The sequence below is a fragment of the Luteolibacter flavescens genome, assembly GCF_025950085.1.
Taxonomy (GTDB): domain Bacteria; phylum Verrucomicrobiota; class Verrucomicrobiia; order Verrucomicrobiales; family Akkermansiaceae; genus Haloferula; species Haloferula flavescens.
The window spans coordinates 185,798-209,466 of the sequence record NZ_JAPDDS010000010.1 but is presented as its reverse complement, the minus strand read 5'-3'; the positions used below and the strand labels follow the sequence as shown (position 1 = coordinate 209,466).

Genomic DNA, 23,669 nt, shown 5'->3' with positions numbered 1-23,669 from the left:
TCTCAGGCCGTGGCCGTGGCGAGCGAGCTGCCGAGCATGCGATGAAGATGCGGGCACGTGCTGGCCGTGGGACGCACCTCGGTGGTCAGGCCGAATTCATGCATGGGATTCGATTTCGCGATGGCCACGGCTTCCTCCATGCTCGTCACGGAGAGCAACACGTAGCCGCCGATGGACTCCTTCGCCTCGACGAATGGCCCGTCGGTCACCGCGCCGCCTGTCTCGCCGCTGATCATCACGCCGGCCTCCATCAGTGGCTGCGCGCCGAGGATCTTGCCCTGCGAGGCCAGGCCGTCGAACCACGCGTTGATGCGATTCATCACCTGGCGGATTTCATCTTCGGACAAGCCCTGGCTGGCCCAATCCGTTTGACGGAAGAGCAGCAGGTGGCCGGTCACTTGGGGCGGATTTGACATGTCGAGGCTCATGGTGGGTAGGGGAATGAAGTTTGATTCGATATCACCACGAATGGCCGGCCCCTGCGAGGACAGGCTCCGGAAAAATTCCCACGGATTTTTCCGGAGCCGTGATCGGATCACTCCCTTGTGATCACGAAATGCGTCGCGGCGGAACTCGCCACGTGTCCTGTGCATCGATAGCCGAGCTTCAGTAGATCCAGTCCGCCGAGCAGGCTCTCTCCGCTGCCGAGGATCACCGGGGAGACGGCGACATGCATTTCATCGACCAATCCGGACTCCAGATACTGGCGGATGGTGGCCACGCCGCCGCAGAGCCTCACGTCCAAATCTCCCGCCGCCTCCTTCGCCCGCTCGAGTGCGGCGTGGATGCCATCCGTGACGAAATGGAAGACCGTCCCGCCTTTCATCTCGATCGACTCGCGCGGATGATGAGTCAGCACGAAGACCTGCGCATGATACGGCGGCTCCTCGCCCCACCAGCCCTTCCATTCATCGTCCGGCCATTCGCCTCGGACCGGGCCGAACATGTTACGGCCGAGGATCCACGCGCCGATGCCATCGAATCCGCGCCGGGCGAAATCATTGTCCACGCCGGTGCTTCCTCCGCTTTCTCCAGCTCCGTGCATTTCCTGGAAGACCTGCGTGGGGAAGAACCACTGGTGGAGATCCAGCCCTCCGATGCCAAGGGGATTCTCAAGGCTCTGCTCCGGCCCGGCACCGAAGCCGTCGAGCGATACCCCGAAGCAATGAACGCGTAGCTTTGGCATCGGTCAGTCGGAGGTAGTGATTCCCGCTCGGCGCTGTTCGCTCTCGCGGATCATCTCGCTGAGGTCGGCGGCAGGGCGGATCTCGAAGGGGCCGGCCTTCACGCCCGGGTGCTTCGACATGATCTGGATCGCGTGGTTCAGGTCGCGTGCTTCCAGAATGAGGATGCCGCCGATCTGCTCCTTCGTTTCCGCGTAGGGGCCATCGGTGATGACCACCTGGCCATCCTGCCAGCGCAGGGTTGCGGCAGTCTGCGGAGGTTGCAGCGCCTCGCCGCCGGCGAAGTGTCCCTTCGCGCGCAGCTCGTCGTCGTAGGTGAAGCATTCATCGACCATCGCATTGCGAGCGGATTCGGTGAGATTGCCGAGCTTGTCGGGCTCGATGTAGCCCAGGCAGACGTATTTCATGGGAAAGCTTTTTGAAGGGTTCTCGTCCTCACGCTTCCGGGAACTCGAAGATCGGGCGCAGCTCGATCACATCACCGGCGTCCGCAGGCACGCGGCGCGCCCACTCGACGGCTTCCTCCCGTGACGCCGCCTCGAAGATCCAGTAGCCGCCGATGACCTCCTTTGACTCGATGAAGGGACCATCGGTGAGGGTGGGGATACCTCCCTCGAAGGTGACGCGTGCTCCCTTGTCGAGCGGGCAGAGGCCGTCGATGTCCAGGATCTTCACCGCCTTCGCAAGGTCTTCATTGTACTTCGTCATCTGCTCGATCGCGTCGGCCGGTGGCACGAAGCCCTCGCCCGCGCGTTCGTCGGCGGGAGTGGAGGGCTGATAGACGCGGGGGATCATCAACATGAGAAATTTCATGGCATCAGATAGGTTCGTTTGTCGGAGGTCCTGCGAGGGTCGCAGGGTGACCGTTCATTAGTTGGACGAACGGCGCATCCGGATTTCGACAGGCAGCGTCAAAAAATTTCGCCGGACTCCCTGAGTCGCTTCTCGAGGAAGCGTCGTTCGGGTGCCTGCTGCGCCAGTGCCAATGCGTGGCGGTAGGAATCCCGCGCTTCCTCATGGCGTCCGAGCCGGCGGCAGAGGTCGGCCCGGGCCGAGTGGGCCAGATGGTAGCCGGTCAGATCTCCGCGGGAGAGCAGGGCATCGATCAATTCCAGCCCGGCCTCCGGGCCATCGCGCATCGCCACTGCCACAGCTCGATTCAGCTCCACCACGGGGGAGGGGGCTGCCTTCGCGAGCAGCGTGTAGAGCGCCACGATCTGCGGCCAATCGGTCGAGGCCGCGTCCGGTGCCTCGGCATGCACCGCGGCGATGGCGCCCTGCAGCGTGTAAGGGCCGAAGCGTCGCGAGGTGAGCGCCTGCTCGACCAGCGCGATCCCCTCGGTGATCAGCCTGCCATCCCAGAGCGAGCGGTCCTGATTCTCTAACAGGATCAACTCGCCATCGTCCGATGTGCGGGCTGCCCGCCGTGACTCTTGCAGGAGCATCAGCCCGAGCAAGCCTATCACCTCTGGCTCCGGCAGCAGCGTGTGCAGCAGACGACCGAGACGGATGGCCTCCGCCGAAAGATCCGCGCGGGTCAATGAGGCACCGGAGGTGGCGTAGTAGCCTTCATTGAAGACCAGATAGATCACCTGCAGCACCGGAGGCAGGCGCGCTGGCAGCTCCTCCGGCGAGGGCACCTGATAGGGCAGCCTCGCATCGCGAATCTTCGCCTTCGCCCTCACGATCCTCTGCGCGAGGGCCGGTGGAGTCGTCAGGAAAGCACGGGCGATTTCCTCGGTGGTCAGTCCGCAGACTTCGCGCAGCGTCAGTGCCGCCCGCCCCTCCGGAGCCAGCGCAGGATGACAGCAGGTAAAGATCAGCCGCAGCCGGTCGTCTTCCACGCTCTCCTCCTGCCTCCCCGTGGACGCGAAGATCTCATCGGCGATCTTTTCCTGTGATGCATCGAATCGTGCCCGGCGGCGTAGCGCGTCGATCGCCTGATTGCGTCCCGCGGAAACCAGCCAAGCGCGACCATTTGCCGGAATACCGTCGCTGGGCCATCGTTGCAGGGCTTTGGCAAAGGCGTCGTGCATCACGTCCTCCGCCACATCGAAGTCGCCGAGCAGGCGGATCAATGTCGCGAGGATGCGGCCGGACTCCTCGCGGTAGAGGCGGTCCAGATGTTGCCGCACCTGATTGATGTCGGCCCCGGGCATGGCGGGTCACTTGGTCGCGTCCGGCGGGAGGACTTCCGGCCAGCCGTCCTCGCTCCAGCGGATCGGCATCACGCCCAGCGTGGCCTTCCCCTCCATGCGATCGTCCGCCTCGAAGTGGCAACTGAACCAGCTCTTGCCGTCCTTCTCCACGATGCCGGCATGGCCGGGACCGGTGAGCGTGCCGATCTTCTTGTCCAGCACGAGCGTGCCGCCGCCATCGATCATCAGCGAGCCGTCCTTCGCGACGTAGGGGCCCTTGATGTCTTCGCTGCGGCCGACCGTGATGTGGTAGGTGCTGTTCACACCCGCGCAGCAGTTCCCTCGATTCAGGAAGAGATAGTAGTGGCCCTTCCGCTTGTAGATCCACGGGGCCTCGATCGATTGGCCAGCCGCGAGCGGGGTCATCGGCTCGTCCGGCTTGAGGCGCTTCCCGGATTTCGGATCGAGTTCCACCAGCTTCAGGCCGCTCCATTGCGAGCCGAAGGAAAGCCACAGCTTACCATCGTCATCGAGGAAGATGGACGGGTCGATGGTATTGAAATCGCCACCGTCGCGCGATTGCACCACGGGCCCGTGGTCGGTCCAGCGGAAGTCCGGGCTCTTCGGATCGAGCGTCGGATTCGTCGCCAGCCCGATGGCCGAGTGCATCGCGCCGAAGCTGGAGACCGAGTAGTAGAGGAGATACTGGTCGCCCACCTTCATCACGTCCGGTGCCCAGTAGATGCCGTCGTTCTTCGGCACCTCCTTCGCGATCCATTCCGGGGGCTTCTCCAGCACGCGCGGCCCGCGCTCCCAGGTGACGAGGTCCTTCGAGTGCAGGGATGGCACGCCGCGACCGGTGAAGAAGGTCCAGTAGGTGTCGCCGTGCTTTACGATCGTCGAGGGATCTCTTGCCGTCACTCCGCGGCTGGCGGTGGTCTCCAGCGGTCCGCCGGGTTTCGGCTCCGCGGCGTTCACGGCATGGCAAGCGACCGCGGCTGCCAGCGAGGCGAGAAGGAGGCCCCGTGAGGGAAATCGAAATACCCGATGCATGCACTCATGCTCGGAAGCACGTCCGCAGCGCGACAAGTGCAAAAGCTCCGGGAGAACCGGCTGACACGATTGTCACCCTGGAGCCGGCTACCAGACTCGAACTGGTGACCTGATGATTACAAATCAACTGCTCTACCAACTGAGCTAAGCCGGCGTCGAGGCGGGAAGGGCGGAGTTGGTTGGTGTAACTCCTTGATCCTTCGTGCGATTGCTTGCGACCCAGCAGTGGTATCAGCCGGGGCGGGATGGTCAATGGCAGAGTGAAGCAGGTGGCAGATTTTCCGGGGTCGAATGGGCACCCGGTGTGGCCTGCCACCTTGATTCTATCAGCTCTGATCCGGACTTCAGCCGAGCGGGCTGGGGTAGTCCCCGGCGGCCACGAGCTTCGCGATGGACTCGACCACGTGCGGCTTGTCATCCGGATAGGTGACTCCGAACCACGAGGACGTGGTGTCGAGCACTCGGCAGTCGGCGCGCTCCTGGCGGATGAAGTCATCGACCACGGTGGGGATGTAGCACTCGGACTTTTGCTCGCCGCCCTTTTCCGTGAGGAAGGCGGTGAAGTGCTCCTCGATCTGCTCGAAGAACTTCTCGGTGAAGCCCCAGAAATTCATCGAGACCGGGCAGACGTCGGCGATCTCGCGGCGGCTGCCGTCGAGGGCGGTGCCGCGGACGATGCCGTCCTCATCGCGGGCGATGTCCACGACTTCCTCCACGTCGGTCAGCAGGCCGAGCGCGTCGGTCTGGCAGATGCCGCGGTTCACGGAGCCGTGTTCGGAGAGAGTGTTTTTCAGCGGGTAGCCGACCATCGAGTAGTGGTCCTTTCCGGCCTCGCCGGTATCCGAGGCGAACCAGCGGGCAATGACCTGATAGGCGTCCGCGCCGTAGAAGTCGTCCGCATTGATCACGGCGAAGGGGCCGCTGACCACGTGGCGCGCGGCGCGCACGGCATGGGCGGTGCCCCAGGGCTTCGTGCGGCCCTCGGGAATGGTGAAGCCTTCCGGGAGGTCATCCAGCTTTTGGAAGGCGTAGTCCACCTCGATCTTGCCCGCGAAACGCGCGCCCACGCTGCTCTTGAAGGCCTCGGCGAAATCCTCGCGGATGATGAAGACGACCTTGCCGAAGCCGGCGCGGATCGCGTCGAAGACCGAGTAATCGAGCACGGTTTCGCCACTCGGGCCCATCGGGTCCATCTGCTTCAGTCCGCCGTAGCGGGAGCCCATGCCGGCAGCGAGAACAAGGAGAGTCGGTTTCATCAGGGTAGGTCTGGAGGACGGGCGGGGTTATGAGCCGCAGCCCGATCCCCGGCAATGCGGAATGGCGCATGCACGCGGGGGAAAGGCGAAGTTTAATAGGTATCGCCGGTTCTTCGTGGCTTTCGGGAGTATTTCGCCAGAAGCTGGGAAAGCGTGATGATATCGCGGGCTGAGAAGTCCCGGTCGATCGACTCGATCTCGGATGCTGGCAAATACAAAGCTTGTTCGAGTGTGTCCCCGATAGCTTGTCCCAGTCCAAGTCTCGCCTTGGCCATGCCCATTTCTTCCAACTTCTTGAGAATGTCGATGGGCTGGTGTCCCGGTGGAGGCTGGATGGAAATGGGAAAGCGCTCCATCCAAGCGATGAAGAATGCCTTCATCGGCTCATAGTCTTCTTGGGAGATCTTCGGCATAGCAAGGGGGGGGTACTCGACCTCGATCACTTCTTCACCAAGAACCCCGATGACCCGAGTGTCACCGATCATCGTGGTCTGCCGCAAGTGCTGGTGACCGTGGAGGAAGTATCGCGGGCGGGAAGTCTCGATGTATTTCAGGAAAGCGTCGAAGCCCTGATGGACATGGTCGTCTCTTTCGTGGATGCCAGCGGGTGAATTGTGGGCGATGAAAATGTCCACACTCGGGAAATCCGCCAGCATCCGTGTCACTTCGTCCTAGTCAAAGAGGTGATGGCCACGCGGCTTGTAGCGCCAGCTACCGTTGAAACCACCGATGGTGAGATCGCCGATTCGCTTCACGGTGCAGTGCACGGGCTGGATGAGGGAGGGGAAGGGGGCGTCCGAATCGTGGTTTCCTTTCACGCCGAATGCTGCCTCGGGCTGGTAGCGGGCATGGGCCTTCTCAAGGGACATGTCCCACAAGTCTCCGAGACAAAGGAGTAGGTCCACCGGACCGGGATCCAAGTGGCCGACGAGTGAATCGTCGTCAGCGATGGTGATGGCTTTCAGGCTCACGTGCGAGTGTCAGTCTTTCCACCGGATGTCCCTGCGGATGCCCACGACGTGGAAATGATCGTCGGAGTCTTGGATGAAACCCCGCGCGTTGACCTTCATGCCTTCTTTTCCCAGCAGGGCCTTTTGTTTTGCCGCGAGCTCCGGATCCATGGAGCGGCTGATGCGTGCGTCAGCGGCTACCACGCGGTGCCAGGGCAGATCCCGGGCCTCCTCCTCGGTCAGGCCGCTCAGCGATTGGGCCACGTGGCGGGGATTGCAATTCATATGCAGCGCGATCGACCCGTAGGTCGTGAAGCGGCCCTCGGGGATCAAGGCGACCAGCCGGATCACCTCGGCGCGGATGCGGGGAAAGGCGGAGGACTTGGGCATGGGCGTGAAACTTCAAACTTTCCGCGAGCGGAGGAATGCCTGATGGAGCAATTCGGCTTCCTTCGCCATCTCGGGCTCCATTTCAGCAAGCCTTTCCGGCAGATCCATTGCACCGTGCTTCAGCGTCAGGACATAGATGTTCTCGCCTTCCTGCGCACAGACAAGCAGGTGCCGACCCACGCGGTAAAATTTCAGATGGTCGGAAAGCTCGGGCCTTGATCGGAGCAGCCCGGGATTCTCCTTGAGGCGATTCAGGGCGTCTTCAATTTCGCCCAGATAGCTCGTGGCCACCTTCTTTCCCCAAGTCTCGGTGGAATACTGTTCGATCTCGGCGAGATCGAGCAGGGCACGGCGGGAGAGGGCGAGGTAGGGCATGCCTTTACTTCCAGTCCTCGCGTTCGCGCTTTCTTGCCTCGGCCATCATGCTTTTCAGGTTGCCCTTGAATTCCAGCGTCCGTCCCTCGGTCACGTCCCGGTAGCCTTCGATGATCGCGTCCCTCAAGTCCGCGGCTTCGATGCGGCGCTTCTTTTCCCTCAGGACATCGCGCAAGAACTCGCTGGGGGTAGCGTAGTCGGTGCCGTCCCCGCAACTCCGGTCCACAAAGGCGCGGAGTTCATCCGTGAGTGAGAGGTTGATGCTGCTCGCCATGGGCCAGATCAATACGTCCGGTGGCAAATTTCGTCAATATTCGCCACCCTCGCGTTGCGCATCGTTTTGCAATCTCTGCCCCACCTGCCGGAAAGCGGTTGCGGGCCTTCGGGTCGCCTGTTTAGCCTTCGCCCGTGCCGGAGACCGAGGAAGCCCAGAGGACTGCCGTGGAGTTGGATCGCGACTATGTCCGCGACGTCTTCAGGGCGATGCTTCGGGCGCGACTCCTTGAAAACAAGCTGTCCAGCCTCTATAAGGCCGGCAAGATCGTCGGCGGCGTCTACCTCGGCAAGGGCCAGGAAGCCGTCAGCGCCTCGCTCGGGGCCTCGCTCGTTCAGGGGCGGGACATTTTCGCCGCCCTGATCCGCGATCAGGCCGGGCGCACGGCCTTTGGCGAGCCGCTCATCGACTGCACCCGCACCTACCTCGGCTCCGTGATGGGCCCGATGAAGGGTCGCGACGGCAATATCCACCGCGGTCGCCCGCAGGATGGCATGCCGGCCATGATTTCCCACCTCGGCGCGGCGGTTTCCGTCGTCGGAGGCATGCTGATGGCCCGCCGGTTGAAGGGAGAGTTGGATGGCGTGGTCGGCGCGACCTGCGTCGGCGACGGTGCCACCTCCACCGGAGCCTACCACGAGGGGCTGAATATGGCGGCGGTCGAGCGCCTGCCGATGGTCGTCATCGTGGGGAACAACCAATTTGCCTACTCGACGCCAACCGACCGGCAATTCGCCTGCGAGGACCTGCTGGACCGCGCAAAGGGCTACGGAGTCGGGGCGCATTCCGTGGATGGCACCGACGTGCTGGCCTGCGCGCAGGTCATCGGGAATGCCGTAAGGCTCGCCCGCGAAGGCCATGGCCCGCAGATGGTGGTGGCCCGCCTGCTACGCCTGAGCGGCCACGGCGAGCACGATGACGGCAGCTATGTGCCGCCCGTTTTGAAAGACAGCCACCTCGGACGCGACTGCATCGAGACGGGCATCGTCCAGTTGATCGAGGCTGGATTTGCCACGGTGGACGAGATCGAGCGCTGGAAGCAGGACTTCACCGATGAGGTGCAGGCCGCCGTCGCTCAGGCCCAGCAGGAGCCGACACCGGACCCGTGGGATGAAGACTGGAACGCGTGCTCCACGCCAACCGGAAGGGGGATTTGACGAATGAGCGTGACGTACGTCGATGCGATCCGTGAGGCGCAGGAGAAGCTGCTGCGCGAGGACCCGCGGGTCTTCCTCTACGGACAGGACATTTCGAAATTCGGGGGAGCCTTCAAGGCGACCAAGGGTCTCGCGGAGGAATTCCCCGGCCGCGTGCTGGACTCGCCGATCAGCGAGGACGCCATGATCGGCATGGCCGTGGGCGCTGCCATCGAGGGCATGCGGCCGATCATTGAAATGCAGTTCGCGGATTTCTCCTCGATCGCTTTCAACCAGATCGTCAACCAGGCCGCGACGAGCTTTTACCGGACAGGAGTGCCCATCCCGCTGACCGTGCGCCTGCCCTCCGGCGGTACGCCCGGGTCCGGGCCCTTCCACAGCCAGAGCATGGAGGCGCTCTACGCGCACTACCCCGGCCTGATCGTGGTGACGCCGGCGACCGTCTCGGACGCCTATCACATGCTGCTGGACTCCGTGGCGCTGGATGACCCGGTCATTTACTGCGAGCACAAGTTCCTCTACCGCTGGCTGAAGGCCCCGCGTATCAATGGCGATCACCTGCCCATCGGCAAGGCCCGCATCACGCGCCCCGGCAAGCACGCCACCGTCGTGGCCTACAGCGCCATGGTGCACGAGGCCGTGCGCGCCGCCGACCGGCTGAAAGAGCAGGGCGGCTGGGAAATCGAGGTGGTCGATCTTCGCTCGGTGAAGCCGCTGGATATCGACACCGTGCTCGCGAGCGTCGCCCGCACCGGCCGCCTGCTCGCGCTCGGCGAGGCCTTCCCGTGGGGTGGTGTTACCGCGGAAGTCGTCTCGCGTGTCTGCGCGGATGGCTTCCACCTGCTCGATGCGCCGCCGCGCCGCCTGAACTCCCGCGACACGCCGGTGCCGTATCATCCGAAACTCTGGGCGGCCCATCGCCCGACTCCCGAGACGATCTGCATCGCCCTGCGAGAGCTGCTTTCCTTCTAAAACTAGTCATGCCCACCGTTCCCATCCTCATGCCGCAGCTCGGTGAATCGATTGCCGAGGCGACCGTCGTTCGCATCGGCATCGCGCCCGGCGATACGGTGCAGACGGACCAGGAGGTCATCGAAGTGGAGACCAGCAAGGCGACCATGGGGGTGACCACGCTCTGCCGCGGCACGGTGAAGGAGATCATGGCCCGGGAAGGCGAGACCTACTCGGTCGGGACCTTGCTCGGCCTGCTGGACGTCACCGACGAGGAACTCACGCGCACCGGTGTCGAGAGCATCGAGGCCGCCGCCGACCGCCGCACCGCCGAGGCCACCTCGCCGCAGCAGCAGGAGAAGAACCTGCACTTCGCCCTCGACGATGATTCCTACGAGGAATCGCCCGCCGTGGTGCCGAGCGTGAAGGGCCTGGCCGTGCCGACCGGCACCATGGGAGCCCACTACATTTCCCCGCGCATGCGTGCCCGCATGAATGACATGGGGCTGCGCGAGGCGGACATCTCCGCGATCGTCGGCACCGGCACGGGTGGCCGCGTCACGGTGGAGGACCTTGAAAAATTCCTCGACTACATCGAGACTTGGCCGAGCAGCAATGCCTCGCCGATGCGCATGGCCGTGGCCGATGCGATGCGCCGGAGTTGGACGCGTCCGCTCGCGACGGTGGGCCTGCCGGTGAAGCTCGACCGCGTGCTCGAGCACCGCCGCAACCAGGACCCGAAGCCGGGCCTCACTCTCTACGTCCTGCGTGCCTTTGCCCTCGCCCTTGTCGAGGAGCCTGCGACCGCCGGCTTCCTGATCGGCCAGAAGGTCGTGCATCCCCGCGCCTTTGACATCGGCGTGGCGGTCCAGGTGGACGATGGCGTGGTCGTGCCGGTCCTGCGGAAGGTGGATCGGAAATCCCTTTCCGAACTCACGACCGAGTATGCCGAGATGGTCGAGCGCGGTCGTCGCCGTCGTCTTTCCGATGACGATCTCCGCGGCGGCATCGCGACCGTCACGAACTTCGGCACCTTTGGCCTCACGTCCGGCACGCCGATCCCGCTGCCAAATGAAACGCTCATTCTGGGCCTCGGTGCCGGTGTGAAGAAACCGGTGTGGAGCGATCAGGTGGAGACCTTCATTCCGGTGACCGAAGCCGAACTCGTGGTCACCTTTGACCATCGCGTGGTCGATGGCGGTGGTGCGGGTGTCTTGCTGGGTCGCGTGGCGCAGCTTCTTCAGGAGCCGGAGAAACTCTGATCGTGCTGTGCGTCGGTGACGTGCTGCGTAACGAAAAAGTGATGCATGATCCGGGTCATGCATCACAAAATTTGTCGTCGGTTGTCTTTGGACGGGCGGGATAAATCCCGCGCACCCGGTCAGACTCCGAGCACTTCAGCCGGGTCGGCCACTTCCATGCCGTGGGCCTCGCCGACGGGCAGGATGGTGAGCTTGCCGCCGCTGCAGTTCACGGCACCGAGCACTTCCTTGCGGACGCGGCAGGCACCGGCCACGCCCTTGTCGGCGAGCAGGGTGATCCAGCGTTGGGTCACGTTGTTCAGTGCCTGGGTCGCCGTGCGGGCGTAGGCACCCGGCATGTTGGCCACGCAGTAGTGGATCACGTCTTCCTCGACGAAGGTCGGTGCGTGGTGGGTCGTCGGGCGCGTCGTCTCCGCGCAGCCGCCCTGGTCCACGGCGATGTCCACGAAGACGCTGCCCGGCTGCATCAGCTTCAGCATGTCGCGGGTGATGAGCTTCGGGGCCTTCGCTCCGGGCACGAGCACGGCACCGATGACGAGGTCCACGCGTGGAAGCAGCTCCGCGAGATTTGCCTCGCTGGAGTAGACCGTGTGCGTGCCGCTCATGGTGATGTCGAGGAAGCGCATGCGCTCGAAATCGACCTCGAGGATGGTGACGTCCGCGCCGATCCCGGTGGCCACGCGGGCCGCATTCACACCGGCGGTGCCACCACCGATGACGACCACGCGACCGGGGGCCACGCCGGGAACGCCGCCGAGTAGCGTGCCGCGGCCGCCATTGTGCTTCGCGAGGTGATACGAGCCCACGATGGAAGACATGCGGCCGGCGATCTCGCTCATCGGCTCGAGCAGCGGCAGACGGCGGTTCACCTCGAGCGTCTCATACGCGAGTGCGGTGCAGCCGGTGGCGACCAGTGCTTCCGTGAGCGGCTTGCTCGCCGCGAGGTGGAGGTAGGTGAAGAGCAGGTGATGAGGTTGCAGGCGCGCGATTTCCTCGGGCTGCGGCTCCTTCACCTTCACGATCATCTCGGCGGCGGAGAAGATCGCATCCGCATCCGGCAGGATCTCCGCGCCCATGGCGAGGTACTGCTCGTCGCTGTAGCTGGAGCCCGCGCCGGCACCGGCTTCCACGAAGACACGGTGACCGTGCTTCACGAGTTCCGCGACCGAGCCGGGGACCATGGATACGCGGTGCTCTTGTGCTTTGATCTCCTTCGGGATGCCGATGTTCATGGAATTGCACGCTACCCGTGATCGGCCCTTCCGTCTTGACGGAAACGCGGGGCGGCACCGGCGGATTCGGACAAGTAAAGCGGGGGAGCACGAGAGATCTTGAAGACGCCCCGGCCTTCGCGGCAGAAGGCTGTCATGAAAGTAACAATCGTTGGCCCCGGCAAAGTCGGGATGGTGCTAGCCTACACGCTCGTGCTCCGCGGCGTCGCGCGCGAGGTGGTGCTGGTGGGTTCGAATCGTGACAAGGCGGAGGGCGAGGCCATCGACCTCATGCACGCGCAGGCTTTCCAGCAGGTGCCCGTGAAGGTGCGCGCCGGGGACATCGACGATGCCGCGGACAGCGAGGTCGTGGCGGTCTGCGCCTCGGTGCCGATGCTGCCCGGATTCTTCGACCGCAACGTGCTGGCCCACGACAATGCGGAGCTGATGAAGAAGATGCTGCCCCGCATCGCGGAGGTGGCCCCGCAGTGCAAGCTGGTCCTCGTGACCAATCCCGTCGATGTAATCACCTGGCAGGCGCTGCAGCTCACCGGCTTCCCCCGCGAGCGCGTGATGGGGACCGGCACGCTGGTGGATTCCATCCGCTTCCGCGAATTGCTCTCCGCGATGATTGAGATCCATCCGGACGACCTGCGCGCCTACATCCTCGGCGAGCACGGCGAGCATCAGTTCCCCGCGATGAGTGTCGCGCAGGCCGGTGGCGAGAAGATCGACGACAGCCCCGAGCGCCGCGCGCTGTGCGAAAGGGCGAAGCACCTCGGCATCGAGGTCTTCCGCAAGAAGGGAAACACCTGCTACGCGATCGGCCAATCCGCGGCCTACATCATCGAGGCGATCCTGCTCGACGAGAAGCGCACCGTGCCTCTCAGCGTGCTCGTCGACGGCTATCTCGGCGTGAAGGACGTGTGCCTCAGCCTGCCCGTCGTGGTGGGCAAGAGGGGCATCGAGCGTTTCCTCCAGCCGGATCTCAACGAAGTGGAGGCGGAGCAATTCCGCGAGGCGGCAAAGGCCGTCCGCGCGGTGATCGATAGCCTGGAGTAAGCGCCAGCCGGGGAGCGGGCGGCCTCTGTTAGAAAGGTTCGTCCGCCCAGCTCGATCCCACCTTCCACTCCTCGACGAGCGAGCGCGGGAAGTCATCGAGGAATCGCGATGGCCGCTGGATCACGTCGCCCGTGTACGACTTCGGATTGATGAAAGGGTAGGTGAGATACAGCTCGTCCTTCGCACGCGTGATCGCGACGTAGAAAAGGCGGCGCTCTTCTTCCAGTTGGTCCGCGTCGTCGGCTTCGAGGATGCGGCCGTTCGGGAATTGCCCGTCGGTGAGCCAGATGAGGAAGACGACCTTCCACTCCAGGCCCTTCGCCTGGTGGATGGAGGACAGCGTCACCTTCTCGTCGTCCTTCTCCGAGCGGTCGCCGGTGGGCTCGCCATCGGCGGCGCCGAGCAGGGAGAGCTGCGAGAGGAAGTCGAGCACGTCATCGAAGTTGCCCCCGTAGGCCATGAGCTGCTCGATGTCGCTACGGCGGTTTTCGTAGTTGTCGTAGGAAGCCTGGAGGAATTCCGCGTAGAGGCCTTCGAGGATGCTGAAGACCATCTCGGACGGACGGGCGAATTCCCCGTGCGGCGTGAGTTCGTCCAGCGTGTAGCCGAGCTGTTCCCAGTGCTTCGCCGCTTTCTTCGGCGGCTTCAGCGTGCCGAGCACATCGGACCACACGGGCAGCTCCTCGCTTTCCGCGTAGCCGGTCTTTTGCCAATCCCGCCACAGCTTGTCGGCGCCCGCTGCGCCGATACCCGGCAGCAGCAGCACCAGTCGCTTGAAGCTCGTTTCGTCGCGGCGGTTCGTGACGAAGCGCATGAAGGCGGAGACGTCCTTGATGTGCGCCTGCTCGAAGAAACGGAGACCGCTGGTGATGGCAAAGGGGATGCCGCGGTGGGTGAGTTCCATCTGGATCTCCAGCGACTGGAAATGCGCGCGGTAGAGCACCGCCATCTCCTCCAGCGGGATGCCTTCGTCGCGCAGTTCCAGCATGCGCTGCGCGACGAATGCCGCCTGCGTGGCCGGGTCCTCCAGCGGCACCAGTGCGGGCTTCAGCCCGGCATCGGCGCGCGATGACTTGAGGTCCTTGTCAAAGCGCGCGGTATTCGCGCGGATGGCCGCATTCGAGAGGTCGAGGATCTCCGGGACGCTGCGGTAGTTCGTCTCGATCTTGTAGACGCGGCAGCCTTCGTGCCGCTTCGGGAAGCTGAGGATATTCCCCATGTCCGCCCCGCGCCACGAGTAGATCGACTGCGCGTCATCGCCCACCGCCATCACGCTCGCGCCGCCGGCGGAGAGCAGGTCGATCAGTTCGCTCTGGACGGCATTCGTGTCCTGATACTCGTCCACCAAGATGTGGCGGAAGCGCTTCTGATAGAGCGCGAGCAATTCCTCGTCCTTTTGGAAAAGCTTCAGCGTGAGGACGAGCAGGTCGTCGAAGTCCATCGAGTTCGTCTCCAGCTTCCGCTTGCCGTAGCGCTCGTAGGCCTTGTGGATCTCGGACGACCAGTCGTCGAAGTAGGGATACCGGGTCCGCAGGAGGTCATCGAGCGTGTCGGGCGTATTCTCCACGAGGCTGAAGATCGACGCGAGCACGTCGGCCTTCGGGAAGCGCCGCACCTTCGTGTCGATGTCGAGGCTGGCGATCACGCCGCCGAGCAGCGACTTCTGGTCGTCGCGGTCGAGGATGGAGAAGGACTTCGTGAATCCCAGCACCTCCGCGTGGCGGCGCAGGATGCGATTGCCGATCGAGTGGAAGGTGCCGCTCCACAGTGCCGAGACATCGTGAGGCACCAGCGTGCGGACGCGCTCGGTCATCTCCCGCGCAGCCTTGTTCGTGAAGGTCAGCAGCAGGATGTTCCGCGCCTCCACCTCGTGGTCGAGCAGGTAGGCCACGCGGTAGGTGAGCGTGCGCGTCTTGCCGGAGCCGGCACCGGCGATGACGAGCGAGGCTCCCGGCGGCGAGGTCACCGCGGCGTATTGCTCGTCATTCAATTCCGCCCGGTAGTCGATGCCGGATGCAGGTCCGGAGGTCCGCCGGTTCAGCGTGTATTCGCGCGCCATTTCCCGCAGCTTCGGGATTTTCGGCAGGCGATCAAGAACCACGGATCGTGACGAAAGTTTCCGGTCTTCACATTTGACACTCGCCGGGGGAGGGGTGCAGGCTCCTCTTGCGACTGATTCTCATTAATGGTTGCCATGAGCCCTCTACTTTACGCCCTCAACATTGGTACCCTCGCCGCATGGCTGACGGTGGCCGGGGCGAGTTCGGTTGCCTGTGTGATCAAGGTGGCCGAGCGCTTGCCCGAGCTGCTGGTGATCCTTTCCGATGAGACGGAAGTGGCGATCACGCCGATGGCCATGGGCTCCGCTCCACCGGCCGCCGAGGAGTCTGCGGACGATGCCATGGCGGAGGATTCCGCGACGGCCGAGATTCCCGAAATCCCGGAGGTGCCGGAAGTCCCCGAGATCCCTGAAATGCCGGACATCCCGGAGATGGCCGACCTCGAGCCGCTGCCGGACATTCCCGACCTGCCGCAGAAGACCAGCCCGGATGGCACCGAGCGGCCGAAGCAGCCCGCTGCAAAGCCCGCGAACAACCGCCCGAAGACCTCCACCAACCGCACCACCGCGGGTCGCAAGACGAACGGCGGCAGCGCCAATGGCCAGAGCGGTCGTGGCACGGGCACCGGCAATGGAACCGCGCAGGGATCGGGCGACAGCCCCGTCGGCGCGGACCGCTGGGCCGGTGGCCGCATGCCAAAGCCGACCTACCCCGCATCCGCGCGTTCCGCAGGACTCCAGGGCCGCGTCACGGTGACCTTCACGGTGGACGAGCGCGGCTACGTGGTGAATACCCGCGTGAGCAGCAGCACGAATCCCATCTTCAACGAGGCGGCGCTGGCTGCCGTGCGTCGCTGGAAGTTCCGCCCCGGTGTGCGGGCGACTGCTTCCCGACCGATTGTTTTCCAACTGAATTGATCAATGCTGAGCGCGAATATCGTCCTCCACACGTTCAAAGAGGGGGGCTGGATCATGTGGCCCATCACGGCTACCTTCTTCCTGGCCCTGTGCGTGTTGTTAGAAAGAAGCTACTGGTGGATCACCCTTCGCCGCTCGATCCGCAGTGATGCCCAGGAGCGGGCTCGCGAGGCGCTCGGCACCGGGGACTTCGGCACCGCCTGGCAGCTCGGCCAGCAGATGTCGGATCCCTTCCTGCACAATCTGAACGAAGGCATCTCCCACGCCCACACCTCCATGCTCGCTGCGATGCAGCTCCATGCCACGAAGTGGATCGAGCGCTCGGAGGCCCGCATGTGGGTCCTCGGCACCATCATCACGCTCGCACCGCTGCTCGGACTGCTCGGCACGGTGGTGGGTCTCATGGGCTCCTTCGCCTCGCTGGGTGACGAGGCCCTCGGGGTGACAAAGGTGACCGGCGGTATCGCCGAAGCGCTCATCGCCACCGCGGCCGGTCTCTTCATCGCCATCGGCTGCCTGCTTCCCTACAATTTCTTCCGCAAGCGCGTCTCGACCCTGCGCGGCAACTTCGAGGCATGGATCAACCATGCTGAGCTGCTGGTCCAGTCGGCGAAGGCCCACGGCCACGACCTCGAGGCCTACGCAGCCCAGAACCACCTCAACCAGCGCTGAGCCCCACCGATGCCGGTCAAACTCCAGGGCGGTGGCGACGACCACGAGGACGATGCGCGGATCGAGGTGGTGCCTCTGATCGACATCATGTTCTTCCTGCTCGCCAGCTTCATGATGGTGAGCCTGAGCATGACCCAGATCCACCGGGTGAATCTCAAGCTGCCGTCTTCCACATCATCCGTGGCGGACAACAAAACGCCGCCGATCCACCTCGCGATCGATTCCCACGGTGTGATCACTTGGGATGCGGAGATCGTGACGCCCTCGGAGATCACCCAGCGCCTGCTCGCTCTGCCGCCGACGGAGGATACGAAGGTGCTCATCGGTGGCGATGAAGATAGCGATCTCAAGCATTCCATTGCCGTGATCGATGCCGCACGCGCCGCCGGCGTGGAGAAGGTCAGCTTTGAAACGAAGCATAAGGAGCCGTGAACCCGAAAGTGCTTCCCATCGTCAATGCCGTCGGCTGCGTCGTGCTCGTCGGCTTCATCTTCATCCAGTGGCTTGAGGGTCAGGGACTCGAGCGTGACCTCGGCGAGACCAGGACCCGCGAGATCCTGGAGAAAAACGCGCGGACCGAGGCCGAGCAGCAGATCACGCAGCTCCGCTCGGATATCCAAGGGCTGAAGGATTCCGTGGACTCCATCCGCCAAGCCGCCGAGGCTGCGGAGAAGGAACTCGTAATCAAGAACGAGGAGATCGCGAAATTCGCCGCCGGCCTCGAAGAAGCCCGGGCGATGATCGTCACTTGGGAAGCCGCCGTGAAGGAGCGGGACGAGGCCCTGAAGCTCCGCGACGAAGCGCTGCAAAAACGCGATGAGGCGATTGCCGCGCGCGACTCAAAGCTCAAGGAGGTGAATGCCCAACTCGTCGCTACGCGCAAGCGTCTCGACGAAGCGGTCGCCGAATTGAAGAAGGCAGGCGCCCGCTGAGTCGATTCGCAGTCTCGCTTATCCGCCCACGATCCGGAGCTGGAAATCGCCCACGGCGGTCTCTTCTCCATCCGAGCAGTCCACGAGGAGCAGTTCGCCGTTCTCGATCCACCAGATCGCGCGTTGGCTGAAGCGTTTGCCAAGCGCGATGGCGTCCGCCTTCGGCATCTCCACGCCCCAGCCCGGCTCTCGATGGGCCAGATCCGGCGAGCAACCGGTGGCCCGGAAGTAAGGCCGCGCCTTCAGCTCCAGCGTCCTGCGCAGGGCCTCGTCCACCCGCAGGTTCTCGTTGGTGGTATTGAGCCGGTCCATCGGATTCCAAGCGGTGATGATAGCAAGCCGTTCCGGCAAGGGCATCGGCCGGATTCCGAGCTGGAAGACCGTTGTCAGATATTCTTGGGGCAGAGTGGTCATGGAAAAAACTTCGGATTCATCCCAATGTGCCTCATCTTCGCGCTCCATCCATCAGGAATTTTACCCGTCACGGGTCACAATTTGTAGCCTCCTCCCGAGGCGACGGAGAATAGTGGTGACGCCCGTGGCTTGATCGGGATGAATGGCTGGTCAAATGGGGCGGCGACGGAAACTTGCTTGGATTACTGGCGGCATCTTCACGCTGCTGGCTGCAATCTTGTTGATCGATGGCCGGGTGGTCGCTCTTTTGAGGTTTGCCGGGACAGCTCATCAGCCCTCGTTCGATAGGGATTTCAGGCAATTGGAGACCTTGCTTCCAGCAGGTGATCCGGAGATTCAAGAGGTCTATCAGGGGCTCGCCCATCCCTATGGAAACAAGGATGCTTTCGTTCGCCAACTGTGGGAGTCGCCGAACCGCTCGATTCTAGGGTACCGGTTTCATGAACAGCAGGAGATGCTGGCTCCGGATCTTAAGGAGAAGATGGCCCGGGTGCTATCGCGTCAGGATTCGTTCACTCCGTATGGCGGTCCCAAGATGTGTGGCGGCTACCACGCGGACTTCGCTGTGAAGCTGGGTGGCGATGGGCAGGTACGATGGATGCTGGTGTGCCTGGGCTGCGGTGAGGTCCTGATCAAGTCGGACGATGGAGAGGTGATCTGTGATCTCTCGCCACTGGCAGAGGTCCTTCTCAGCGAAATTTGGAGCGAACACCGTGGTGATCCTCACAAGGTTGTCGGCACCCGCCTCCCGGTTGAGGACTCCGCTTTGACGTCTTGGGGATTCAAGGAATACACAAGATCTTCTGCTCAATTGCTGCCGGGTAAGAAGCCGCGGATTCCTCCCGAAAACATCAGGACACAAACGATCCTCAGCACCGAGACAGTTGGCGATCCCAGGGGGCCTCGCTTTGTGTATATGCTGCGCGAGGAAGCATTTTCAGATGATGACGCCGCAGCGAACCGTGTGGTCGAGTTGAATGCACCAGCCGGTCCGAAGGACAATGCACGCGATGGGACCCCGCCGGTGAGGCGTGGCTTCGCGATTGGTTCGCAGGTTTACGTCATCTCCGCACAGATGAAATACGGCGGAGCCGAGATCTCCGATATGGAGGTGCGCTTGAGGGATTACCTCAAATCGGAACCTCTGCGCGAGGTGATGCAATTCGAGTAGCCAGTTGCAGGAGGTGGCGGCTTGAGATCAGGTGCTCAGCTTCGCCGTAATCCACGCCGTGCAAAGCGGATCAAGGTGCCACCCATCACCGAGAATCCACCGCAGAAGCCGAAGCCAGTGATCATTGTTGGCCAATGCCAATCCCGCTCAATCACCGAAAACGACGGCTCTTCAGGATCGATCCACACCCGGATAGATCGCTCGGTCCTATAAGCATAGCGTAGCCGGGAATAGAAGTCCTCACGCTTGCCAAATAATGCCACCTCTGTCCCCGAATACTCATAATCTTTGCCCAAATAATGGTAAGAATATCGGATTTGGATGGAGCGTTGCTTCCTTCCTGCTACAAGATCAAGAGCCTCAATCTTGGCCTCCACAGAGACTTCGTCTTGTGTCCGGAGATAGCCGGTCAGCGAGCGGGGCATGATCATGGCGGGTAGGAGCAATCCAATCGCCAAACACGCTCCGCCCACCACATGCAGAAGAAGGCGCTCGTTCTTCGGGAGTGGCCCGGCCGTTCTTTTGGAGGCTCGGACCATTCCCTTGGAATGTAGATGAGAGGCTTATTCCTGCGCTGCAGCAGCAGATGGAGCGACAGTCTTCTTCACCGCCTGGATGCGCAGGTCGCGGAGTTGCTTCGGATCGACCTCGGCGGGCGACTGGCTCATGAGGTCGCTGCCCTTGTTGTTCTTCGGGAAGGCCATGACCTCGCGGATCGACTGCTCGTTGCAGATCAGCATGACGAGGCGGTCAAGGCCGAGGGCGAGGCCTCCGTGCGGCGGGGCGCCGAAGCGGAATGCGTCGAGGATGTGGCCGAACTCCTCGGCAGCGGTTTCCTCGGAAATGCCGAGCGCCTTGAACATGGCGGACTGGAGCGGGCCCTCGTGGATACGGATCGAGCCGCCGCCGAGTTCGTAGCCATTCAGCACCACGTCGTAGGCCTGCGCGCGGAGATCGGTGGAGGGGCCTTCGGTCATGAAGCGCTCCTCGTCTTCCTTCAGCGGACGGGTGAAGGGGTGGTGCACGGCGACGAAGCCACCGGTCTCCTCATCCTTCGCGAGCAGCGGGAACTCGGTCACCCAGAGGAAATTCAGCTCCTCGTTTCCTTCGAGCAGGTTCTGCATTTCGGCGCAGGCGAGGCGGACGCGGCCGAGGATGTCGCAGGATTGATCCCAGCCACCGGCGGCGAAGAGGACCAGATCACCGGTCTCGATGTTGAGCTTCTGCTTCAGGCCTTCGATTTCCTCGGGCGAGAGGAACTTCGTGATGGGCGAGCGCCATGTGTCCACGGTCTCGCCGCGGACCTGGATGTAGGCGAGGCCCTTGGCCCCGGCTTGCATGGCGATCTGCTCCAGCGTCTTCACCTGGCCGGTGGAGATGTCGGAGAAGCCCTTTGCGTTGATAGCCTTGATGGTGCCGCCCGATGCGAGCGCGCCGGAGAAGACCTTGAAGGACGAGTTTGCGAAGACGTCGCAGAGGTCGGTGAGATGGTAGCCGAAGCGGCGGTCCGGCTTGTCGGAGCCGTAGGTGTTCATCGCGTCCGCATAGGTGATGCGGTCGAAGCTCTTCGGGATGTCCGAGCCACGGGCTTCCTTGAAGACTCGGCCGAGTAGTCCTTCCACGAGGCCGATGATGTCGTCTTGATTGACGAAGGATGCCTCGATGTCGATCTGTGTGAACTCCGGCTGGCGGTCGGCGCGCAGGTCTTCGTCACGGAAGCACTTGGCGATCTGGAAATATTTCTCCATCCCGCCGACCATCAGGAGCTGCTTGTACTGCTGCGGAGCCTGGGGCAGCGCGTAGAAGGAGCCGGGCTGGAGGCGCGACGGCACCAGGAAGTCGCGCGCGCCTTCCGGCGTGGACTTCGAGAGGATGGGCGTCTCGATCTCGCAGAAGCCGTTTTCGTCGAGGTAATCGCGGGTCGTCTTCGTGACGCGGTGGCGCGTGCGCAGGTTCTGCGACATCCGCGGGCGGCGGATATCGAGGTAGCGGTAGCGCATGCGGATGTCCTCGTTGGAGAGTTCCTTGTCGAGCTGGAAGGGGAGCACGTCGGCCTTGTTCACCACGATCAACTGGGTGGCCACGATCTCGATCTCGCCGGTGCCGAGCTTGTCATTGACGGTGCCCTCGAGGCGCTTCGCCACCTTGCCGATGACTTGGACCACGTCCTCGCCGCGGAGCTTGTGGCTCGCCTCGGCCGCCTCCGGGCTCTCCTCCGGGCGGAAGACGCACTGCGTGACGCCCTCGCGGTCGCGCAGGTCCACGAAGATCACACCGCCCTGATCTCGCACGGTATTGACCCAGCCGATCAAGGTGGCGGTTTCACCGATGTGTGAGGAGCGGAGTTCGTTGCAATGGTGCGTGCGCATGGTCGGAAAAAGATTGGGACCGGGATGGATAGGATGGATGGGATAAAGGCAGGCCGGATCAGCGGAGGGGATGGACTCGTTCGATCTCCACCTTTGGATTGCCGAAATTGATGATGAGACCGAGCGGTAGTTTGGTCGCTTTCAGATAGCTGAGCATCTGGGCCAGTTCCCGCTCGGTGATCGTCTTGATCGTTTTCGTGTCCACGATGATTTGGTCGAAAACGATGAGGTCGGGGATGAGGATGTCGATCTGCGTGTCCTTGTAGAAGAGCGGGAACTGACGCTGCTGATCGTAAGGGATGGTCTGGAGCTGGAACTCGCGAATCATGCCTCGTTCGTAGGCCTTTTCGCGAAAACCGCAGCCCACATCGTTCATCACCTCATAGGAGATGCCGATGATCGCTGCGGTTTGTTCGTCCAGGTTCTTCATCCCATCCATCCTATCCATCCCGGTCCTGACTCATCAGGCAAGGAGCGGGCCGTCGGGTTGCTTGAGGCGTTCGGTGAGCCAGTCGGCGAGGCCTAGGACGTGGCAGGTTTCCTCGCTGCGGAAGGACAGGTTCTTCAGCTTGAGCTCGGGGAATTCGCTGCCGATGACGAGGGCGAAGCGGGCGCCGCTGCGCTCCGCATTCTGGAATTGCTTGTTCACCTTCGCGGCGGAGAAGGGGAGGTCGCAGGAGATGCCGGCATTGCGGAGGTCGCTGAGAATCTCAAGGGCTGCGGAGCGCTTCGAGTCATCGGCGAGCACCAGGTAGATGTCGCAGGCCGCGGCATTCCGCTGAAGCCACGCCGCCATCTGCAGCTCCGTGTGAGGGGTCTCCTCAATGAGATTGCGGATCACGTAGTCACCCATCGCGAAGCCGGTCGCGGGCATGGCCACGCCGCCGTCGGAAATCGTCTCGATCAGCGTGTCGTAGCGACCGCCGCCGGCGACGGCGCGCATGCTCTTCCTCGAGTCAAAGACCTCGAAGACGACGCCCGTGTAGTACGCCAGTCCTCGTACAATCGAGAGATCGAGCGAGAGATAGTCACCGAGGCCGCGGGCGGTCAGTTCCTCGCGGATCGTTTCGAAGGCCGCCGAGGCGTTCTCCGGATTTGCGATGAAGGCATTCACCTCGTCCGTCGAGAGGCCCAGCGCGCCCAGCTTCTCAGCGGTGACGTCGGGCTTCTCGCGCTCCAGCTTGTCGATGATCTGGAGGAAATCGGTGATGCCTTTTTCGGTCACTCCGCGTTGTGTGGCGAAGTTCACCCATGCCTGGCGGTCGGAGACTCGCACGATGAAGTCGCCCTTCTGGAAGCCGAAGGTGAGCATGGTATCGATCGCCAGCGAGATGAGCTCGGCATCCGCCTGTGGGCCTGCCTCACCGACGATGTCGACGTTGAACTGGAAGAACTCCCGACCGCGACCCTTTTGAGGGCGCTCGTAGCGGAAGCACTGTCCGATCTCGAACCACTTGATCGGCTTCGGGAAGTCCCGTTGATGTTGGGCGACCAAGCGCGCCATGGAGGGGGTTACTTCCGGGCGCAGGGTCACGTCGCGGCCACCTTGGTCCTCGAAGCGGTAGAGCTGGGTGGAGAGTTCGCCGCCTGACTTCTTCAGGTAGAGCGCGGTGTCCTCCAGGATTGGCGTTTCGTATTCGACGAAGCCGTAGCGGCGGGCGACGGAGCGCCAGATTTCGAACAAATAATTGCGGGCCGCGGTGTCTTTCGGGAGAAAGTCGCGGAAACCGGTGAGTGCTTGAAAACGAGGCCCTGCCATGAACGGGCGGCGAGGATGCACGGGCAATCCCGCATTTCAAGGGCAGAAGCCGCCATCGGGCAGATGGAAATCGGCACGGGAAACGCCGGTCGAGTCGTTAGCGGGTATTCGC

At 63.1% G+C, this 23,669-nt stretch carries 28 protein-coding genes and 1 tRNA gene; 9 read left to right on the top strand and 20 right to left on the bottom strand.

Annotated features, from left to right (window positions below; genetic code table 11):
- Positions 1-2: 2 nt before the first annotated feature.
- The 13 genes from OKA04_RS17520 to OKA04_RS17460 form a co-directional block, all read right to left on the bottom strand.
- Positions 3-428, bottom strand: coding sequence for a YciI family protein (locus OKA04_RS17520; protein ID WP_264502495.1), 426 nt, complete (start codon positions 426-428; stop codon positions 3-5).
- A gap of 107 nt (positions 429-535) precedes the next feature.
- The gene (locus OKA04_RS17515) at positions 536-1,186 is read right to left on the bottom strand and encodes a dihydrofolate reductase family protein (protein WP_264502494.1); all 651 of its coding nucleotides are present in this window, start codon (positions 1,184-1,186) and stop codon (positions 536-538) included.
- Positions 1,187-1,189: 3 nt separating this feature from the next.
- Positions 1,190-1,591, bottom strand: a complete 402-nt coding sequence (locus tag OKA04_RS17510) for a YciI family protein (protein ID WP_264502493.1) — start codon at positions 1,589-1,591, stop codon at positions 1,190-1,192.
- Between the two features lie 28 nt (positions 1,592-1,619).
- Entirely contained in the window at positions 1,620-1,979 is a 360-nt protein-coding gene (locus tag OKA04_RS17505; protein WP_264502492.1) for a YciI family protein, read from the bottom strand.
- 116 nt (positions 1,980-2,095) lie between these two features.
- The gene (locus OKA04_RS17500; RefSeq protein WP_264502491.1) at positions 2,096-3,343 is read right to left on the bottom strand and encodes an RNA polymerase sigma factor; all 1,248 of its coding nucleotides are present in this window, start codon (positions 3,341-3,343) and stop codon (positions 2,096-2,098) included.
- 6 nt (positions 3,344-3,349) lie between these two features.
- Complete coding sequence (locus OKA04_RS17495; protein ID WP_264502490.1) at positions 3,350-4,375, bottom strand: arabinan endo-1,5-alpha-L-arabinosidase; 1,026 nt, start codon at positions 4,373-4,375, stop codon at positions 3,350-3,352.
- 78 nt (positions 4,376-4,453) lie between these two features.
- Positions 4,454-4,529: transfer RNA gene (locus tag OKA04_RS17490), tRNA-Thr, on the bottom strand.
- Positions 4,530-4,719: 190 nt separating this feature from the next.
- Positions 4,720-5,631 carry a nucleotidyltransferase family protein gene (locus tag OKA04_RS17485; protein ID WP_264502489.1) on the bottom strand — a complete coding sequence of 304 codons (912 nt, stop codon included), beginning with the start codon at positions 5,629-5,631 and terminating at the stop codon, positions 4,720-4,722.
- Positions 5,632-5,723: 92 nt separating this feature from the next.
- Positions 5,724-6,266, bottom strand: coding sequence for a metallophosphoesterase family protein (locus OKA04_RS17480; RefSeq protein ID WP_264502488.1), 543 nt, complete (start codon positions 6,264-6,266; stop codon positions 5,724-5,726).
- Between the two features lie 36 nt (positions 6,267-6,302).
- Positions 6,303-6,602: a hypothetical protein gene (locus OKA04_RS17475; protein ID WP_264502487.1), complete on the bottom strand. Its 300-nt coding sequence runs from the start codon at positions 6,600-6,602 to the stop codon at positions 6,303-6,305.
- Between the two features lie 9 nt (positions 6,603-6,611).
- Positions 6,612-6,971, bottom strand: coding sequence for an MGMT family protein (locus tag OKA04_RS17470; protein ID WP_264502486.1), 360 nt, complete (start codon positions 6,969-6,971; stop codon positions 6,612-6,614).
- 12 nt (positions 6,972-6,983) lie between these two features.
- Positions 6,984-7,346, bottom strand: coding sequence for a type II toxin-antitoxin system RelE/ParE family toxin (locus OKA04_RS17465; protein WP_264502485.1), 363 nt, complete (start codon positions 7,344-7,346; stop codon positions 6,984-6,986).
- 4 nt (positions 7,347-7,350) lie between these two features.
- On the bottom strand, positions 7,351-7,620 hold the full coding sequence (locus tag OKA04_RS17460) for a ribbon-helix-helix domain-containing protein (RefSeq protein ID WP_264502484.1): 270 nt from the start codon (positions 7,618-7,620) through the stop codon (positions 7,351-7,353).
- 134 nt (positions 7,621-7,754) lie between these two features.
- Between OKA04_RS17460 and OKA04_RS17455 the strand changes: the two genes are divergently transcribed.
- The 3 genes from OKA04_RS17455 to OKA04_RS17445 are packed head-to-tail and all read left to right on the top strand — an operon-like array spanning position 7,755 to position 10,990.
- Positions 7,755-8,777, top strand: a complete 1,023-nt coding sequence (locus tag OKA04_RS17455) for a thiamine pyrophosphate-dependent dehydrogenase E1 component subunit alpha (RefSeq protein WP_264502483.1) — start codon at positions 7,755-7,757, stop codon at positions 8,775-8,777.
- A gap of 3 nt (positions 8,778-8,780) precedes the next feature.
- Complete coding sequence (locus OKA04_RS17450) at positions 8,781-9,749, top strand: alpha-ketoacid dehydrogenase subunit beta (protein ID WP_264502482.1); 969 nt, start codon at positions 8,781-8,783, stop codon at positions 9,747-9,749.
- Positions 9,750-9,757: 8 nt separating this feature from the next.
- Positions 9,758-10,990, top strand: a complete 1,233-nt coding sequence (locus OKA04_RS17445) for a dihydrolipoamide acetyltransferase family protein (RefSeq protein ID WP_264502481.1) — start codon at positions 9,758-9,760, stop codon at positions 10,988-10,990.
- A gap of 119 nt (positions 10,991-11,109) precedes the next feature.
- On the opposite strand, the gene ald is transcribed toward OKA04_RS17445, so the two are convergent.
- Positions 11,110-12,222 (bottom strand): alanine dehydrogenase, encoded by a 1,113-nt coding sequence (gene ald, locus OKA04_RS17440; RefSeq protein WP_264502480.1) that lies wholly within the window; start codon positions 12,220-12,222, stop codon positions 11,110-11,112.
- Positions 12,223-12,357: 135 nt separating this feature from the next.
- On the opposite strand from ald, the gene OKA04_RS17435 reads away from it, so the two are divergent.
- Positions 12,358-13,263 (top strand): malate dehydrogenase, encoded by a 906-nt coding sequence (locus OKA04_RS17435; protein WP_264502479.1) that lies wholly within the window; start codon positions 12,358-12,360, stop codon positions 13,261-13,263.
- Positions 13,264-13,291: 28 nt separating this feature from the next.
- Here OKA04_RS17435 and OKA04_RS17430 read toward each other — a convergent pair whose 3' ends face one another.
- Entirely contained in the window at positions 13,292-15,364 is a 2,073-nt protein-coding gene (locus OKA04_RS17430) for an ATP-dependent helicase (protein WP_264502478.1), read from the bottom strand.
- A gap of 93 nt (positions 15,365-15,457) precedes the next feature.
- On the opposite strand from OKA04_RS17430, the gene OKA04_RS17425 reads away from it, so the two are divergent.
- From OKA04_RS17425 to OKA04_RS17410, 4 genes are read left to right on the top strand one after another with little or no spacing between them, the layout of a single operon-like run.
- On the top strand, positions 15,458-16,240 hold the full coding sequence (locus tag OKA04_RS17425) for an energy transducer TonB (RefSeq protein WP_264502477.1): 783 nt from the start codon (positions 15,458-15,460) through the stop codon (positions 16,238-16,240).
- Between the two features lie 54 nt (positions 16,241-16,294).
- Complete coding sequence (locus OKA04_RS17420; RefSeq protein ID WP_264502476.1) at positions 16,295-16,912, top strand: MotA/TolQ/ExbB proton channel family protein; 618 nt, start codon at positions 16,295-16,297, stop codon at positions 16,910-16,912.
- A gap of 9 nt (positions 16,913-16,921) precedes the next feature.
- Positions 16,922-17,344 carry an ExbD/TolR family protein gene (locus OKA04_RS17415; protein WP_264502475.1) on the top strand — a complete coding sequence of 141 codons (423 nt, stop codon included), beginning with the start codon at positions 16,922-16,924 and terminating at the stop codon, positions 17,342-17,344.
- 8 nt (positions 17,345-17,352) lie between these two features.
- Positions 17,353-17,844, top strand: a complete 492-nt coding sequence (locus OKA04_RS17410) for a hypothetical protein (protein ID WP_264502474.1) — start codon at positions 17,353-17,355, stop codon at positions 17,842-17,844.
- 18 nt (positions 17,845-17,862) lie between these two features.
- Here the strand turns inward: OKA04_RS17410 and OKA04_RS17405 are convergent, their stop codons facing one another.
- Positions 17,863-18,258 (bottom strand): DUF3293 domain-containing protein, encoded by a 396-nt coding sequence (locus tag OKA04_RS17405; RefSeq protein WP_264502473.1) that lies wholly within the window; start codon positions 18,256-18,258, stop codon positions 17,863-17,865.
- A 142-nt stretch (positions 18,259-18,400) separates the two neighbouring features.
- On the opposite strand from OKA04_RS17405, the gene OKA04_RS17400 reads away from it, so the two are divergent.
- Entirely contained in the window at positions 18,401-19,429 is a 1,029-nt protein-coding gene (locus OKA04_RS17400) for a hypothetical protein (protein WP_264502472.1), read from the top strand.
- 35 nt (positions 19,430-19,464) lie between these two features.
- On the opposite strand, the gene OKA04_RS17395 is transcribed toward OKA04_RS17400, so the two are convergent.
- From OKA04_RS17395 to hisS, 4 genes are all read right to left on the bottom strand, one after another.
- Positions 19,465-19,854 (bottom strand): DUF3592 domain-containing protein, encoded by a 390-nt coding sequence (locus tag OKA04_RS17395; RefSeq protein ID WP_425503693.1) that lies wholly within the window; start codon positions 19,852-19,854, stop codon positions 19,465-19,467.
- A 138-nt stretch (positions 19,855-19,992) separates the two neighbouring features.
- Complete coding sequence (gene aspS / locus OKA04_RS17390) at positions 19,993-21,798, bottom strand: aspartate--tRNA ligase (RefSeq protein WP_264502470.1); 1,806 nt, start codon at positions 21,796-21,798, stop codon at positions 19,993-19,995.
- Between the two features lie 58 nt (positions 21,799-21,856).
- Complete coding sequence (locus OKA04_RS17385; protein WP_264502469.1) at positions 21,857-22,228, bottom strand: GxxExxY protein; 372 nt, start codon at positions 22,226-22,228, stop codon at positions 21,857-21,859.
- Positions 22,229-22,261: 33 nt separating this feature from the next.
- The gene (gene hisS, locus OKA04_RS17380) at positions 22,262-23,557 is read right to left on the bottom strand and encodes a histidine--tRNA ligase (protein ID WP_264502468.1); all 1,296 of its coding nucleotides are present in this window, start codon (positions 23,555-23,557) and stop codon (positions 22,262-22,264) included.
- Positions 23,558-23,669 lie beyond the last annotated feature (112 nt).